We start from the raw sequence: 17,240 nt of genomic DNA on the forward strand, positions 1-17,240 counted from the left end.
GGCATTTCCTCCTAGCTCTTCTTGTCTGCAGGCGGAGCCAGTTCAGCTGATTCTGGTGTTTCCTTACGCCGCCGCGGAAACAGGGAGACCTTGTTGATCCCTGACGAAGAATTATTACCAAAGGTAAACCCGTTTTGACCCTGGAACCCGTAGGCGTCGTCCATCCGCTCCTCTGCGTGACCGGTGGGAATAACGAAACGGTCCTCGTAATTGGCAATCGCCAGGTAACGGTACATCTCCTTGGCCTGCTCTTCCGTCATGCCCGCAGCTTCGAGAGGCCGTGTATCTGCAACACCCTCGACATGCACCGAGCGCTGATAGCTGCGCATGGCGATGAGGCGATTCATTGCGCTGAGAACGGGCTCTTCCTTACCTGCGGTGAACAGGTTGGCGAGATACTTCATCGGCGTACGCAGGGTTCCGGCCTCCGGAATCGCACCGTCAGGACCAACCGGCAGGTTACCCTGGTCGATCTGGGACTGAACAGGCGAAAGCGGTGGTACATACCAGACCATCGGCAGGGTGCGGAATTCAGGATGCAGCGGGAAGGCGATTTTCCAGTCGATCGCCATTTTGTAGATCGGCGATTTCTGCGCCGCCTGGATCCAGTCATCATTGATGCCTTCGGCCCTGGCTGCTGCAATCACTTCCGGATCATTGGGATCGAGGAAGATGTTGCACTGTGCTTCGTACAGATCCTCGTCGTTTTTCGTGCTGGCAAGTTCCTCGATGCGATCGGCGTCATAAAGCATGATGCCGTTGTAGCGAATGCGGCCGACGCAGGATTCCGAACATACCGTCGGCATGCCGGATTCGACACGCGGATAGCAGCCGATACACTTTTCGGCCTTGCCGGATTCCCAGTTGTAGAACACCTTTTTGTAAGGGCATGCGCTCATGCAGAAGCGCCAGCCACGGCACTTGTCCTGATCGGCCAGCACGATGCCATCCTCTTCGCGCTTGTAGAGCGAGCCGGACGGACAGGCCGCCACACAGGCCGGGTTCAGGCAGTGATTGCAGATACGCGGCAAATAGAGGTTAAAGGTATTTTCGAACTGGCCATACATCTCCTTCTGGATGTTGTCCATGTTCTTGTCCTGGCCACGCTTGGAATATTCACCCGCCAGATCATCTTCCCAGTTCGGACCCCAGGTGATCTTCTCCATGGGATCGCCCGAAATCATCGAAAGCGGACGTGCAGTCGGAGCTGCCTCGGACAAGGGGGCGTTCTGCAAATGCGCGTAGTTATAGGTGAACGGCTCGTAGTAATCATCAATCTCCGGCATATCCGGGTTAGCGAAGATATTCAACATCTTCGATATGCGCCCACCGGATTTCAGCTCCAGCTTGCCGTTGGTCAGTGTCCAGCCGCCTTTCCATTTCTCCTGGTTTTCCCACTGTTTCGGATAGCCGATGCCGGGCTTGGACTCAACATTATTGAACCATACGTATTCCACACCCTTACGGTTGGTCCAGGTGTTCTTGCATGTAACCGAGCAGGTATGGCAGCCGATGCATTTGTCGAGGTTAAAGACAAATGCGAATTGTGCACGTACTTTCATAGGTTTCTCCTAATTTATCCGGTTCACGGTTTACCCAGTTCACACGGCGATCAACGACTGCCGATTCCGGGCGGGTTGAGTTGGGCTTCCCGTTCTGGAGTTAGTGAACCTTCCAGCCAATCGATATCCTTGTCGGCAACTTTTCGCATAATCACCTCGGTATCGCGGTTGCAACCCACCGTGCCGTAATAGTTGAAGCTGTAGGCCAGCTGCACGTAGCCACCAATCATGTTGGTTGGCTTGATTACGACTCGTGTTACGGAATTGAGAATGCCGCCACGTTTGCCCGTAGTATTGGAGCCCGGCACGTTTACAATCTTCTCCTGGGCGTGATACATCATCGCCACGCCGCGCGATACGCGTTGCGAAACTACCGCGCGAGCAACCGTTGAACCGTTAGCGTTAACCGCTTCAACCCAATCGTTGTCTTCGATACCGGCTGCCTTGGCATCAACTTCGGAAATCCATACATAGGGACCGCCACGGAACAGCGTCAACATGCGATGGTTATCCTGATAGGTTGAATGGATGCCCCACTTCGAGTGCGGTGTGATCCATTTCAGTTTGATGTCCTTGTCTTGCGCGATGTCGGCCGAAAGATTGCCAAACGATTTCATGTCCTGTGGTGGCTTATGCACACAGAAACCTTCACCAAAATCGAGCATCCACTCGTGGTCCTGATAGAAGTGTGCACGACCCGTCAGGGTGCGGAACGGGATATGTTCATGGATATTGGTGTAACCCGAAGTGTAAGAGACGGTTTCGGACTCGATTCCCGACCAGGTTGGCGCGGTGATGATCTTGCGCGGCTGTACCTGGATATCATGGAAGGTGATCTTGTCCTCCTGCCGTGCAGCATACAGATGGTGATGGTCGATACCGGTCTTCTTGGACAGCGCGGACCAGGACTTGTGAGCGACCTCACCGCAGGTTTCCGGCGCCATGCGCATTACCGAATCACAGACGAAGATGTCTTCTTCGAGTGAGGGCATGCCAAAGGAAACGCCCGGCTCTTTGACTCCGCCGTTCATCACCTTGAGCTGTTCGTACTCTTCTTCGGTATTCCAGTCGAGGCCTTTGACGCCGTTGCCCAGCTTGACCATCAGGGGGCCGATGGCGATGTACTTCTTATAGGTGTCGGCAAAATTGCGCTCGACCACCTTGAGCAGCGGCATGGTCTTGCCGGGAACCGGGTCACATTCGCCCTTACTCCAGTCCTTGACTTCACCGAATGGTTGAGCCATCTCGAAGGCCGAGTCATGCTGCATCGGCAGGGCAACCAGATCCTTGCGTGTACCGAGGTGCTTTTCCGCCAGCTCCGAGAAGGTCTTGGCGATATTCTTGAAGATCTGCCAATCGGACTTGGACTCCCAGGCCGGGGATACGGCTTCCGACAGCGGATGCATGAAGGGATGCATGTCGGTGGTGTTGAGGTCGTTCTTCTCATACCAGGTGGCAGTCGGCAGAACGATATCCGAGTAGGCGCCAGTGGAGTTCAGGCGGAAATTGATATCCACCATCAGGTCCAGTTTTCCGATTGGCGCTTCTTCGTGCCATTTGACCAGCTTGTTTTCACGCCCATCGCCGGATTCCTGCAGCACGCCATTCTGTGCACCGAGCAAGTGCTTGAGGAAATACTCGTGCCCCTTGGCGGATGTGCCGATCAGATTGGCGCGCCAGACGAAAAGGTTGCGCGGCCAGTTGACCGGGTTGTCCGGGTCGGCAAACGCAACGTCCAGCGATCCATCCTTGAGCTTACCGACCACATGCTTGGCAATTCCCGCCTCGTCGGTAGCACCGGCCTTTTCGGCCTCCGCAACCAGGTCAAGCGGGTTGGTGTTCCAGTGAGGCGCGGACGGCAGCCAGCCCATGCGAACGGCAGCAACATTGTAATCGGCCAGTGAGTAACCCTTGTTCTTGCCTTTACCGGCAGGCGAGGTGAGATCGTCGGGACGAAGGGTCTCGTAGCGCCACTGATCGGTGTGGAAATACCAGTAGGAGGTGGAGTTCATGTGGCGTGGAGGACGCTGCCAGTCGAGTGCGAAGGCAATCGGTGCCCAGCCTGCCTGTGGCCGCAGCTTCTCCTGCCCCACGTAGTGTGCCCAACCACCGCCTGATTGACCCACACAGCCGCAGATGTGCAGCAGGTTCATCACACCACGGTACATCATATCGTTGTGATACCAGTGGTTGATCGCCGCACCCATGATGACCATGGATTTGCCATGGGTCTTGGAGGCGTTGTAGGCAAACTCACGCCCCGTGCGCTCGATGTCGGCAGCCTTGACTCCGGTGACCTTTTCCGCCCAGGCAGGGGTATAGGCCACACTGGCGTCGCTGTAGTCATTGGTTACGTTTTCACCGCCCAGACCACGGTCGATACCATATTGCGAAATTTGCATATCGAAAACAGAAGCAACCAGGGCTTCTTCGCCGCTGGCCAGCTTTACCTTGCGTACAGGTACATTGCGGTACAGCAAATCACCTTCACCTGGCTCGAAGTGCGGGAAGCCGACGGACACCACATCATCCCTGTTATCGATACAGGAGAGTTCAGCTACGATTTCCTCTTGAGTGGCGGAGTTCTTGGGCAGCAGATTCCACTTACCCTCTTCACCCCAACGGAAGCCGATTGAGCCGTTTGGCGCCACAAAAGTTTTGGATTTCTCATCATAAACGATGGTTTTCCACTCTGGATTGTTGGTCTCACCCAGAGCGCCATCCAGATCGGAAGCGCGCAGGCAGCGGTCGGACACGTAACCTTCGCCCTGTTTGCGCAGCATCACCTGAATGGGCAGATCGGTGTACTTACGTGCATACTCCGAAAAATAGGGATCCTGCTTGTCGATATAGAACTCTTTCAGCGCTACATGGCCCATCGCCTGGAAGGCCGCCGTATCGGTACCCGGATTGACCGGCATCCACAGGTCGGACGCCTTACAGTACTCAGCGTAATCGGGTGCCATGGAGATGACCTTCGCACCCTTGTAACGCACTTCGGAAACAAAATGTGCATCCGGCGTACGTGTGGTTGGCAGGCTCGATCCACACACGATAAGGTAAGTAGAGTTGAACCAGTCAGCCGATTCCGGCACGTCGGTTTGCTCGCCCCATGTTTGCGGGGATGCTGCAGGCAGATCGCAATACCAGTCATAAAATGAACCGCAGGCGCCACCGATCAGCGACAGATAGCGTGCGCCGGAAGCGTAGGAGATCTGCGACATTGCCGGAATGGGCGAAAAACCGAAAATACGGTCAGGGCCATATTTCTTGGTGGTATAGACGTTGGCTGCAGCAACGATTTCTTTCACTTCTTCCCAGTCGGCGCGCACGAAGCCACCCAGGCCACGCACAGCGGTGTATTTCCTGCGCTTGTTTTCGTCAGCCTGAATCGTGGACCATGCCTCCACAGGGTCCTTTCCTGATTTGCGTTCAGTGCGGTACAGATCCAGCAAGCGGCCGCGAATCAGCGGGTACTTGATGCGTTGCGGGCTATACAGATACCAGGAATAAGAAGCACCACGCTGACAGCCTCGCGGCTCATGGTCCGGCAAGTCTCCGCGAGTACGTGGATAGTCGGTCTGTTGCATTTCGTATGCCACCAGACCGTTTTTGACAAAGATCTTCCAGGAACAACCACCGGTACAGTTCACGCCATGGGTGGAGCGTACCATTTTGTCATGTGCCCAGCGGCCGCGGTAGGCATCTTCCCATTGCCGATCTTCATTGGTTAGAATCCCGTGGTCGCCGGAAAAGGTATCTTTTATTTTTTCAAAGAATTTCAGTCTGTCGAGGAAATGGCTCATCGCTCTTGTCTCCTGCCTTAAGCACTTGTGATCTCGACCACGAAAGCAAAGATTCCGTGGTGGGGTTATTGTTGAGAAGGTGGTACAACCCTTATGGGTCTAAAGTGGACCCATGGTCGAGGAGGTGACTCATGGGTTATTCCTGTCCGCGTTTAAAGAACGGGAGCAGCTCCATCCAGGGAACTCATCAGACTCTGTGAGAACCGACAGTGCTGATGGACGTAGCTGCTCCGGCATTTGGATCCATCGCTCCTTTGAACGACGGTTACCTATTAAGGATTCTTTATCTCGGCTTTCGGACCGAGGTAGAACCACCAGTTCAGAAGCAGACAAATCAAGTAGAAGACAGCGAACCCGTAGAGGGCATTTTCCGGGGTCGTTGCCTTGATCTGCTCGCCAAACACCTGAGGAATGATGAAGGCGCCGTAAGCCGCAACAGCCGAGGTCCATCCCAGGGCCGGACCGGCCTGCTCTTTCGGGAATACCATGGCAATGGTGCGGAAGGTCGAGCCGTTGCCGATGCCTGTAGCCCCGAACAGCACCAGGAAGAGGATAAAGAAGGGTATGAAGTGCTCTTCCGGAGTAGCCGACGCGTAGGCCGCCTGCATATAGTAGGCAACACCCAGGGCCGCAGCGATCATGATGATGGCGACGATCTGGGTCACCTTGGCACCACCGACCTTGTCGGCGATCCAGCCGCCCACCGGGCGAATCAACGCGCCGATGAAGGGGCCCATCCAGGCGTACATCAGGGCAGAGGGGCCGTTCGGGTTCGCGATGTCGTGGGTCATCACGCCGTCTACCTCGACATGCTGGAACCCGAACACCACCTTGATGGCCAGGGCGAAGCCGGCGGAGTAGCCGATGAAGCTACCGAAGGTCATGGTGTAGATGACGCTCATGATCCACGTATGCTTATTGCCGAAGATTTTGAACTGACGCTGCAGGTTCGGCTTGATGTCGCCCGGGATCATCTTCATCAGCATGACGGTGGCGAACAGGATACCCACGATGACCGGCCACTTGGCCCAACCCGGGGCACCAAGACCCACGGGTTCCGGGAGTATGATGTAGAGACCCAAGGCCGCCGTGATGAAGCCGATGATCAGCAGGCCCATGATCTTACCGAAGGCACTGAATGGAGAGCCGATGTGCGGCGAGACCTCTTCGGTGCGGATGTTGTTCATACCGAACCAACCCGCGAAGGCCAGCGGGACCAGGAAAAGCAGCCAGACGAAGCCGGCGTTCTGGATATAGGTCGTGGTACCCGCCGGGATCTTGCCGATCAGTGTTCCGGAAGTGCTCTGCAGTTCCATGCCTGCACCGCCAAAGGCACCGAACAGCGGAACGGTCATCACCAGCGGCACCAGGATCTGCATGGTGGTCACGCCCGCATTGCCCAAACCTGCATTGAGGCCCAGCGCCAGCCCCTGTGACCGTTTCGGGAAAAAGAAGCTGATGTTGGACATCGACGAGGCAAAGTTGCCGCCACCGAAACCGGACAGGAACGCCAGCATCTGGAATACCCACAGCGGTGTGTCTTTATCCTGCAGCGCCAGCCCAGTTCCCAGGGCCGGAATCATCAATAGCGCGGTCGTGAAGAAAATGGTATTGCGACCGCCGGCGATGCGAACAAAGAAACTGCTGGGAATGCGCAGTGTTGCGCCGGTAAGGCCGGCAATCGCCGACAGCGTGAATAGCTCGGCCGCCTCGAACGGATAACCGAGATTAAGCATCTGTACAGTAATGATGCCCCAGTAGAGCCATACCGCAAACCCGCAAAGAAGACTGGGAATCGATATCCACAGGTTCCGATTCGCGATTCGTTTCCCGGTCTTCTCCCAGAACGTTGGATCTTCAACGTTCCACTCTTTTAGATCAGCCATGGCGTTTTACCTCTGTGTATTTCTGCAGGCGATCGAACCCGACACATAAGTGCCTTTTATCAAGCCGTCAATTTTCTACGACTGCTTTATGCCTGCCGAGTTTAAGGATGTGGAGAACCCTGACAAGAGGGCAAAAAAAGGATCCTGGACAGGTTCTACCACCTGAGTGGTAGCGGGATATGTTAAATTTTGCAAGTAAATTCAAGAATTTACGAATAACACAAGTCGTTCGGATAAAGCCCCACCACCAAAACGGCTTTTTGGTGGTATCTCATCGTGCCGCCCGTCCTGTCCCGGCTCAGATCCCCGCGCAGGGTCGCGCTTGAACTGTCGCCCGGAAGGCCAGCCTGGATTGGTGAAGGGAGGGATCCGCAGTGGTTTTCGTCAGGGCAGGACAATGAGGCGATTCAGGACGATGTCGCGGCTGGCGCCGAGAGCGCAGAGGCCAAAAGTCACCGGATATTGGTGCTTTCGCGCCCGGCCTCTGCGAACTCCGCGTTATTTGCGCGTGTCCTTTACGAGTAACGATTGGGAGAGGAGTTACCGTATCCCTTCTGCTTCTGCCTCGGCCCTGAGCCGTCGATCCGTCGCCCGTTCGTCTGTGTAATGCATCCACATCAGCGACACCAGGGTGATGCCGAACAGCAGCCACCAGACGACTGTGTTGAACTGGAACACATCGACCAGTATGCCGAACAGAATGGGCAGCAGGAATCCGCCGAGTCCGCCGACCAGCCCGACAATGCCGGAGATAACACCGATGTTATCCGGGTATTCGTCGGAGATGTACTTGAAGACCGAGGCCTTGCCCAATCCCCAGGCGATGCCGACGACAAACAGCAGCGCGGTGAATACCCACATGTTGACGCCCAGATTCATCACGATCGGGTCACCGGACAGGGTAGTGATAGTGACCGTAGTATCCGGGAAGGCGATGACAAAGAGACAGGCGAGGCTCGTCCACATCACCCACCAGGTGACCGTATGGGCGCCGAACCGATCGGACAACCAGCCTCCGGCGGCCCGAATCACGCCGGAAGGCAGAACAAAGATGGCGGCCATCAACGCGGCCACCTGAATACCGAGCCCGTACTCGCTCACATAGTATTTGGTCATCCACAGAGTTACACCGACAAACCCCCCGAAGACCAGCGAATAGTACTGGCAGTATTTCCACACCGTCGGATCCTTGAGTGCGGCCAACTGTTCCTTGATGGTGATGCTTTTGCCCGCGGTGTGGTGCGCCGGTTCCTTATAGGTGAGGAACCAGTAGGAAATGGCCATGATGGTCATGGCAGCAGCATAGACCTGCGGCACGGAGGTCCAGCCGTAGACCACCACCAGGGTGGGCGCCACGAACTTGGTCACCGCGGCTCCGGCATTGCCCGCCCCGAAGATACCCATGGCAAAGCCCTGATTCTCCTTGTCGAACCAGCGCGCCGTGGCGGCAATACCCACCGAAAAGGAGCCGCCGGTGAGCCCCACGAACAGACCACATAACAGTAGCGCCCAATAGCTGGTCAATACCGAAATCAGCCAGATGGGAAAGATGGTAAAAACCATCAGCAAAAAGTACACGATACGCCCGCCGAATTTGTCGGTAAGCATGCCAAGTGGAAGCCGCACCAGAGAGCCGGTAAGGATGGGCGTGGCGACGAGGATACCGAACTCGGTATCACTCAGCCCCAGGTTTTCCTTGATGGGAATGCCTATGACGGAAAACATCGTCCACACCGCGAAACATACGGTGAACGCCGTCGTATTCATGGTGACCGTCATTATCTGTTCACGTGATAATGCCATGGCTTATTCCCCTGCAGTGATGTTGTTGGAAATGCCGACCCGGGAGCCTGTCCGAGAATAGCGACCGTCACGAGGGCAAGACGGATTGAATCAGATTTTTCGGTCATTTGAGGCAATAGTGGTTCTAACGAAAATGAGCGAAAAATCTGGCCAATCAGGCTTGGCCGCAGTAGGTCAGTCTATTCTTGGACAGGCTCCCAAGGCACTTCCGAGCGACACTACAATGGTAGGCGAACGGATCGCAAGGTGGACAAAGTGGGCGCTAGACACCCTGCAATACCCACAAAGAAGTAAGGGGTTACACGAGCTGCACCATTGATGCATATCAAGCCTAAAACGGCCGGTAAATGTGACCGGTTATCGGGATAACGGGACTCTGTCAATTGGGTGGCATCAGTCCCATATTGATGAAATACCCATCAACTTCAGAGGCCTTTCACCGGCAATTGCAACCTTTCGAGGTACTCCTTAATTGTCCGCGCTTCAATTCGAATCCACATAGGATTATCATGGCTTATTCCATAATCCGCGAAGGACCCGATGAGCCATTTCCTGAAGCGCTCACTGCTTCTGCGCCTGGGCCTGGCGCTGTCGACGATCACCACCCTTGCCTTTCTGGGTATGCTAAGTTCAGTCTTCATCGCAGAGACCGGCAAAGGGGACGCCAGTGCCATCAACCAGGCCGGTTCGCTACGTATGCAGTCCTACCGGGTGGCCACCGCCGTCCTTTATTATCAAAACGGTGCCTATGGGACCTACCCTCAGGTCCAGTCCGCCACTGACGAATTCGTCAGCCGCCTGAAAGACAACCGGCTGGTCCGTGCCCTCCCCAAGTCCAGTGACGATCCGTTACGTGCTACATATGATTCCGTCGAGTCCAAGTGGCACAGCCGCATAGAACCATTTGTTTCAGAGGCGAAACAGCTGGTTGATCGGTATCGGCTCGGCGAAATTGGAGAGGAACGCATCGCCACCTTCCAAGCGTTTTACCTGGCAAACCTGGCGGATTTTTTCAACGAGGTCGATTATCTGGTCAAATTGATCGAAAACGCTGCGGAAGCCAAGATTGAGCGACTGCGTATTATCCAGGTAGTGACTCTGTTTCTAACGCTTGCGGTTGTCTTTATCACCATGCACCTCATGCACACGGATGTTCTTATTCCGCTCAGGGACTTGCTGGCGGCAGCGGAAAAAGCGCGCCATGGAGATTTTTCGGGACGCGTTTCCCACACCAGTAATGATGAGCTGGGCCGCCTTGGCAATGCCTTTAACGTCATGTCCGCGGACCTCTCCCGCAAATACGCGGATCTGGAAGCCCGCGTACGGGAGAAGACGATCGACCTGGAGCAGAGCAATCGATCCCTGGAGCTGCTTTATAACACCTCGGTGCTCCTCAATGCCGGTCCGTTGACAGAGTCAACCTACCGTCTGCTCCTGGAAGATATCCGCAAGTTGGTCGGCACCGGCCCGGGTACCATCTGTTTGACCAAGCACAACGATATACGAGCACTCAAGCTGGCCTCGACCCGAACCCCGGAACAGGGCCGACGCGATCTCTGCAACCCGCCTGAATGCATCAATTGCTTTGGAGCCGGAACAACACACCTGATCGATGTCCCTCGAGGCCGTAACAATCTCAGGGTGATATCCATCCCCATACGCGACCAGAATCATTACCATGGCGTGCTGCTCATCGAAATCCCCCCGGGGAAGCGACTTGCCGACTGGCAAACCCGACTCATCGAAACCGTGGCCCAGAATATCGCCAACGCGATCACCATTGCCGAACGCGATACGGAGTCACGACGCCTGGCTCTACTGGAGGAGCGAAGCGTCATCGCCCGTGAGCTTCACGATTCGCTGGCTCAGTCCCTCTCCTACCTGAAGATCCAGGTGAGCCGTATCCATGCCGCCCTCAAAAAACCGGACGGCAAGGAGTCGGCACAGGCCGTAGTGGAAGAATTGCGCGAAGGACTTAACAGTGCCTACCGGCAACTGCGGGAACTACTGACCACGTTCCGGCTCAAAATGGACGGTCATGGTCTTTCCAAGGCACTGGAGGAGACGGTCCGTGAGTTCGCCATTCGCAGTAACGTCACCGTCGAACTGCATGACCGACTCTACAGTGCACAACTCACCGCCAACGAAGAGATCCACACCTTGCAACTGGTGCGGGAGGCCATCGGGAACGTGATCAAGCACGCCGAGGCCACGCACGCTGCCATTACGCTCGACTCGAATGACGAAGGCTACGTCACTGTAGTCGTTGAGGATGACGGTCAGGGTATCCCTCCCTCCCCTCAGCGTCGCCAGCACTACGGGCTCGCGATCATGGAAGAACGGGCTCAGATCCTCGGGGGTAATGTTACGATCAGTACCAAATCCGAGGGCGGCACCCGAGTCGAGCTGAATTTCCTGCCATCGACCCGAAGGCCTGTTACCAAAACCGAAACCGAGACTGGATAACAATGCGTGACAAGACCGAGAATACGATTCTGGTCATTGATGATCATCCCCTGTTCCGCAAAGGGGTAGAAGACCTGATTGCGATGGATGAGAACCTGGAGTGTATCGGCCAGGCCTCGTCCGGTGAAGAGGGCATCCGAAAGGCGAAGGAACTCGGACCGGACATCATCCTTCTAGACCTGAACATGAAAGGCATGGACGGCATTGAAACCCTCAAGGCATTGAAAGCCGAGGAATCCGTGGATGGAAGGGTGATCATGCTTACTGTCTCCGATCACGAGGAAGATGTCATCACTGCCCTGCGCTCCGGTGCCGACGGCTACCTTCTCAAGGACATGGACCCGGAGCATATCCTGGAAAACATCCAGACTGCCGCACAGGGACGGCTCGTCATCAGTGACCGGCTCACGGAACTTCTTGCCAAGGCATTGCGTGAAGACAACCGGCCGCGCAATCCATCCGAAGCCGGACTGACTGATCGGGAAAGGGAAATTCTCGGTCTGATCGCCCGGGGAATGAGCAATAAACTCATCGCCCGTGAACTCGACATTACCGTGGGTACGGTCAAGGTGCACATCAAGCACCTACTGAAAAAACTCAACCTCCGCTCCCGTGTCGAAGCGGCCGTACTGGCGGTCAGCAAGGGCGTACCGCACTAACATTCACCACTGCGAACACAGAGGACTATTCGGTTGTCTATTTCGGAGTGCAGGTGGCCGGACTGGTTCCATTGGGGTTAACCCAATAAAAAAGCCGGGCCGCTATAGCGACCCGGCTTTTTTACCGCTGGTATGCCGACAACCTACTCGTCGTCGGTCATCACCGGATAGACACCGTGCTCATCGTGCACTTCACGTCCTGTGAGCGGTGGGACGAAGACACACATGAGACGCATATCTTCGGTACCCCCACGCAGCAGGTGCTCGTCATGCTCGTTCAGGGCATACATGGTGCCGTCCTTGATCGGGTAGATCTTGCCGGTTTTCAGATCCTCGATCTCGCCGTTACCGGCGACGCAGTACACAGACTCGAGATGGTTTTGATACCAGATATGCGTCTCCGTACCGGCGCGGATGATAGTCTCATTGAACGAAAACCCCATCCCATCTTTGCGCAACAGAAAACGGCGACTCACCCAGTTGCCGTTTTCTGCCTCGACCTCCCGATCCGTGCCCCGGATGTCATCAAGAGTTCGGACAATCATTGCTGAGTATCCCCTGTACGCATATCCTGTTTCTTTTGCAGAAGGTCACCGATAGCCTTATCGATGATTCCCAAGCCTTCGCGAAGCGTATCCTCCTCGATAGTCAGCGCAGGCAGGAACTTGACTACCTGATCTTCACTACCCGCCAACTCTATGATCAAGTCGTTTTCGAAGCACTCTTTCGCGATCTCGCCGGCAAAGCCGGAGCGCGGGATATCAAGACCCCAAACCATGCCCAGGCCGCGAACGCTGGCCTCCAGCTGTGGGTATTTATCGGCGATGGCCTTGAGTTCCTGCTCCATGATCTGGCCCTTGTACCTCACCGACTCGGACAGATCGCTGTTTTCCCAGTAGGAGAGTGCTTTGGTGGCGGCGACGAATGCCAGATTGTTGCCGCGGAAGGTGCCGGTATGTTCACCCGGCTTCCATTGGTCCAGTTCGGGCCGCATCAGCAGCATCGCCAGCGGCATACCGCCGCCGATAGATTTGGATACGGTCACCATGTCTGGTTTGATTCCCGCACGCTCGAAGCTGAAAAAGCTGCCGGTACGGCCATTGCCCACCTGAATATCATCGACAATGAGCAGGATATCGTACTCACGGCACAATTCGGCGAGCTGCTGCAGCCATTCGATCGAAGCCACATTGATCCCACCCTCACCCTGAACCGTCTCGAGGATTACTGCAGCCGGGAGATCGATGCCGGAGGAGTTATCTGCGAGGAACTTCCGAAGATAATCGACGGTGTTCACATCCGGTCCGAAGTAGCCGTCGAAGGGCATGTGATCGGCGTTAAGCCGCATGCCATAAAACTCGTCCCGGTAAAAGGTATTACCGGTCACCGCCAACGAGCCCAGCGTCAGGCCGTGGTAGCCATTGGTAAAGGCGATGATATTGGAGCGGCGCTTGACCATGCGCGCAAGTTTCAGGGCCGTTTCCACGGCATTGGTGCCGGTCGGCCCGGTAAACTGGACTTTGTATTCCAGATTACGCGGCGCGAGGATGTTGTCATAGAACGTCTGCAGAAACTCTTTCTTGGCCACGGTCGCCTTATCCAGGCCGTGAACAATCCCGTCGCTTTGCAGGTGCTCGATCATCGCCTGGGAGATGATTGGGTTGTTGTGGCCGTAGTTCAGCGTACCCGCTCCGGCAAAGAAATCGATGTACTTGGTTCCATCCTCGTTCCAAAGGAACGAACCTTTGGCGGTCTTGAAAATAGTGGGGAACGAACGAACGTAGCCGCGCACTTCCGATTCAAGTTGCTCGAAAATTCTCATGGCGGTTTCCCTGGTTATGGTTTTAATAAAGGTCCGATGCGGAACAACACTTCGGATTCATGGCTTTCGCCGCCGAATTGCTCCTCCGTCAAGAAGGTTTCTTCGTGCCAGCCGAGCTGCCGCTTTTCAGCATAGCGCTCAAAAAACCGGCGGGAAGGGATATTGGATGGCGACACGGTAGTCTCGACATAACGCACGCCGCGACACGCCGGTCGCACCAATACCTCTTCCAACATACGACCGGCCATCCCATGCCCTCTCAGAGCGCCATCAACGGCCACCTGCCACACAAACAGGGTTTCAGGCGACTTGGGAAGACGGTAAGCAGAGAGGAAGGCCAGGATACTGCTGTCCTGTTCCCCGACCACGCAGGTCTCGGAAAAGTGGCTGCAGAGAAGGAAATAGTTGTACGTGGAGTTCAAGTCGAGAGGCGGGCAATTGCCGATCAGGTCGTGGACAGCCTTTCCATCGTCCAGAACCGGTTTTCTCAACTGCAACCCCTCCGCTACTTTTGATTCCATGATTTCAGGTTCCCGGAGTTGCGGATTTCGCTTTGTTTCCAAACGATTTAAGCACTGCAGTCCGCCCGGTGCTTAAGTGTTTGCGTATTATACGTTCTGGGGCTTGCGGTTTTCAACCGGGTACCCGAGGGCTTTGTGGTAAAACGCATACGAAGGGGTTTTCGTGCTGCTGCTAGCGTAACCACCTGAAAACACTACAATGTGAAAAGCCAGTGTACACTCTACATCCACGCTCCTGTGGTGGACGACTCGGCTTCCAAGAAGAGCCCCGCTTGCCTCAAAATCGCCCAATGCCCCACTTTATCGTCCTTTTCCTTCGGTGGACAGGTCATATGCTTTGAACAGAAATATTTTGAACTCAAAATACTTCTTTCCTATAATCGCGCCCATGGAAAGACATGAGGAAGTTCTGGTTGCCCTGCGGCGAATCATCCGCGCGATCGATCTGCAATCAAGGCAGCTGCTGCAGCGCTCAGGGCTTACCGGACCCCAATTGTTGACACTCCAGGCCATTTTGCGCCATGGCCCACTGGGCGTAGGTGGGCTGGCACGTCTGATCAACCTCAGTCAGGGGACCGTCACCACCATTCTCGACCGTCTGGAACGCAAGAATCTCGTAGCACGAAGCCGCAGTACTACCGATAAACGCCGGGTAGTCGTCACTCTCTCTGCGGATGGCGAGCAGGCACTCGCCAGCGCCCCCACCCTCCTTCAGGAGCACTTCATTCGCGCCTTCAGCGAACTCTCCGACTGGGAACAGAACCTAATCCTTTCATCGCTACAGCGCGTCGCCGGCATGATGGACGCCTACAAGCTGGATGCCGCTCCCGTTCTCGAAACTGACGAACTCAACGGCCCATTTTCCATCTAACCTTTTGATGGGGATGGATGTCCCCTGAAGGTGAAGTGTCAGCCGCAGGCAAAGAATCGTTATTACAAGTAATTAATAGCAGATCGAGGCTAGATTACCTGTTAATTCCCTGTGGAACCCTGTCGCTTTTGAATTGCCCCACTTTAGGGACTATAAGAAGGGGCAAAGGATGGAAAACCAACATGATGCATGGTGCGATGAAACTGAGCAGAAAGAACCCCGCAAACCGGAACATCACACGGATGGAGCACGAGAAGGTTCGTGGCTATTGGGTTCGGGTAGTCAAGGATGGCAAGCTGCACCAAAAGCTGTTTTCCGATGGTCAATACGGCGGTAAACGCAAAGCAATCACCGCTGCCCGCGCCTACCGGGACGAACTCCGCCGCCGACTGTTCGGAGAACATGCCGACGCCGGCCGGAGAATATGCACTTCGTTCAAGAGCAATTCATCCGGTGTGGTGGGTGTCCATTACGTGGAAAAGCAGCGAGGCAATTCGGTCAGCCAAGCTTACGTTGCCTCCTGGTGCCCTACCAAGGGCGGCCCGCAACGCCACAAATATTTCTCGGTCAAAAAACTGGGTAAGCGCGAAGCCTTCCGCCAGGCGGTGGACTTTCGGCAAGCCCGAGTAGAGGAGATCCTGAAAGAGAGTACGCCGAGACGGCCCCAGTAATGGGGCCGTTAGGCCTTTTCGGCGGTCGAGCCCTCACCAGGGCATGGCCAGCAGTTCCCGGGGGACGACTTTGGGGAGGACAAGCAGGAGCATGCTGCCGAGCAGGGTTTTCATAATCCGGAAGGGCTTCAGGCCGGGATATCGCAAATCCCGATCTGCGTGCGGTTTGGATATCTGTATCCCGGCAGTGAATTCATGAGTCGCATCGTTTCTTTCCTCAAGAGCCTCACACTTTCCGAATTGCTTACTGGTCTTTCTGTGACCGGCCGGCGATTCGTGGACCGCAAGGTAACGATTCAATACCCGGAGGAGCGGACCCCTCAATCACACCGCTTTCGCGGACTGCACGCACTTCGTCGTTACCCTAACGGCGAGGAACGCTGTATCGCGTGCAAATTGTGTGAAGTCATTTGTCCCTCCCTCGCCATTACCATCGAATCGGCCGAACGGCAGGATGGCACCCGCCGGACAACCCTCTATGATATCGACCTGTTCAAATGCATTTACTGCGGGATGTGTGAAGAGGCATGCCCGGTCGATGCCGTCGTTTTGACGCGGGTCTATGAATTTTATTTCGATCGCCGGGGCGATGAAATTATCGGCAAGGAGTCGTTACTGGAGATGGGGCGGCGCCATGAGGACCAGATTGCTGCCGATCGTGCAAAGGATGCGCCATATCGGTGAAGGACGGGCTGGTCCATGTTCTCTGGAAAACCGGCTACCGCGCCCCATCCTTCAGGTTTAGTGACCATGCCGAAAATAATGTAACGCTCAGCCGGTCTCGCAAGCCTGCCCAGCGCAGCCATCTCTGCGCAGCCCGCCTGGCCTTGGCTCGTTAGCGGGGCTCTGAGTACCACACTATTTTCCGCGTGGACCACTAGCTACCAGTCACTAGCATGCCACTCGCCAACCAATAGAAAACTACCCACCGAAATCCCAAAAAAAAGCCCTGCGGGGGAACAGGGCTACAGGTTTGCGCTATCGCGCAGGGGAGGAAACACGGCAACAAACCACTTGGGAAGTCCTGGACTGGCTCAGCGCACAGTTCCAGGCGATTCACTGGAAGTATAGACGCCGATTTTGAAAAAAATAGGTAACTGCTCGCCCGGTTGATCATACGCGGCATAGGAGATTCGTCATCCCCGCGCAGGCGAACCGTCATCCCCGCGCAGG

The 17,240-nt window shown here is 55.5% G+C and carries 12 protein-coding genes; 5 read left to right on the forward strand and 7 right to left on the reverse strand.

Annotation, left to right across the window (positions count from 1 at the left end):
• Positions 1-11: 11 nt before the first annotated feature.
• The 4 genes from narH to Q7L05_RS07715 all read right to left on the reverse strand — a co-directional run bounded on the left by narH (position 12) and on the right by Q7L05_RS07715 (position 9,057).
• Positions 12-1,562 carry a nitrate reductase subunit beta gene (gene narH, locus Q7L05_RS07700; RefSeq protein WP_303904335.1) on the reverse strand — a complete coding sequence of 517 codons (1,551 nt, stop codon included), beginning with the start codon at positions 1,560-1,562 and terminating at the stop codon, positions 12-14.
• Between the two features lie 50 nt (positions 1,563-1,612).
• Positions 1,613-5,368, reverse strand: coding sequence for a nitrate reductase subunit alpha (locus Q7L05_RS07705; RefSeq protein WP_303904337.1), 3,756 nt, complete (start codon positions 5,366-5,368; stop codon positions 1,613-1,615).
• Positions 5,369-5,640: 272 nt separating this feature from the next.
• Positions 5,641-7,254: an MFS transporter gene (locus tag Q7L05_RS07710; protein ID WP_303904339.1), complete on the reverse strand. Its 1,614-nt coding sequence runs from the start codon at positions 7,252-7,254 to the stop codon at positions 5,641-5,643.
• A gap of 540 nt (positions 7,255-7,794) precedes the next feature.
• Entirely contained in the window at positions 7,795-9,057 is a 1,263-nt protein-coding gene (locus Q7L05_RS07715) for an MFS transporter (protein ID WP_303904341.1), read from the reverse strand.
• Positions 9,058-9,597: 540 nt separating this feature from the next.
• Here Q7L05_RS07715 and Q7L05_RS07720 point away from each other — a divergent pair.
• Both Q7L05_RS07720 and narL read left to right on the forward strand, forming a co-directional pair.
• On the forward strand, positions 9,598-11,523 hold the full coding sequence (locus Q7L05_RS07720; protein WP_303904344.1) for an ATP-binding protein: 1,926 nt from the start codon (positions 9,598-9,600) through the stop codon (positions 11,521-11,523).
• A 2-nt stretch (positions 11,524-11,525) separates the two neighbouring features.
• Entirely contained in the window at positions 11,526-12,182 is a 657-nt protein-coding gene (gene narL, locus Q7L05_RS07725; RefSeq protein ID WP_303904347.1) for a two-component system response regulator NarL, read from the forward strand.
• A 143-nt stretch (positions 12,183-12,325) separates the two neighbouring features.
• Here narL and Q7L05_RS07730 read toward each other — a convergent pair whose 3' ends face one another.
• From Q7L05_RS07730 to ectA, 3 genes are read right to left on the reverse strand one after another with little or no spacing between them, the layout of a single operon-like run.
• Positions 12,326-12,727, reverse strand: a complete 402-nt coding sequence (locus Q7L05_RS07730; protein WP_303904350.1) for an ectoine synthase — start codon at positions 12,725-12,727, stop codon at positions 12,326-12,328.
• On the reverse strand, positions 12,724-14,004 hold the full coding sequence (ectB, locus tag Q7L05_RS07735; RefSeq protein ID WP_303904353.1) for a diaminobutyrate--2-oxoglutarate transaminase: 1,281 nt from the start codon (positions 14,002-14,004) through the stop codon (positions 12,724-12,726). Before ectB ends, Q7L05_RS07730 begins: the two co-directional genes overlap by 4 nt.
• A 14-nt stretch (positions 14,005-14,018) precedes the next feature.
• Positions 14,019-14,525, reverse strand: coding sequence for a diaminobutyrate acetyltransferase (gene ectA, locus Q7L05_RS07740; protein WP_303904356.1), 507 nt, complete (start codon positions 14,523-14,525; stop codon positions 14,019-14,021).
• Positions 14,526-14,913: 388 nt separating this feature from the next.
• Between ectA and Q7L05_RS07745 the strand changes: the two genes are divergently transcribed.
• From Q7L05_RS07745 to nuoI, 3 genes are all read left to right on the forward strand, one after another.
• Positions 14,914-15,396 (forward strand): MarR family winged helix-turn-helix transcriptional regulator, encoded by a 483-nt coding sequence (locus Q7L05_RS07745; RefSeq protein WP_303904359.1) that lies wholly within the window; start codon positions 14,914-14,916, stop codon positions 15,394-15,396.
• Between the two features lie 197 nt (positions 15,397-15,593).
• Positions 15,594-16,067, forward strand: a complete 474-nt coding sequence (locus tag Q7L05_RS07750; protein ID WP_175452558.1) for an AP2 domain-containing protein — start codon at positions 15,594-15,596, stop codon at positions 16,065-16,067.
• Between the two features lie 195 nt (positions 16,068-16,262).
• Positions 16,263-16,751, forward strand: a complete 489-nt coding sequence (gene nuoI, locus Q7L05_RS07755) for an NADH-quinone oxidoreductase subunit NuoI (protein WP_303904365.1) — start codon at positions 16,263-16,265, stop codon at positions 16,749-16,751.
• The last annotated feature ends 489 nt before the right edge of the window (positions 16,752-17,240 follow it).

The organism is Thiohalomonas denitrificans (genome assembly GCF_016841685.1).
Lineage (GTDB): Bacteria > Pseudomonadota > Gammaproteobacteria > Thiohalomonadales > Thiohalomonadaceae > Thiohalomonas > Thiohalomonas denitrificans_A.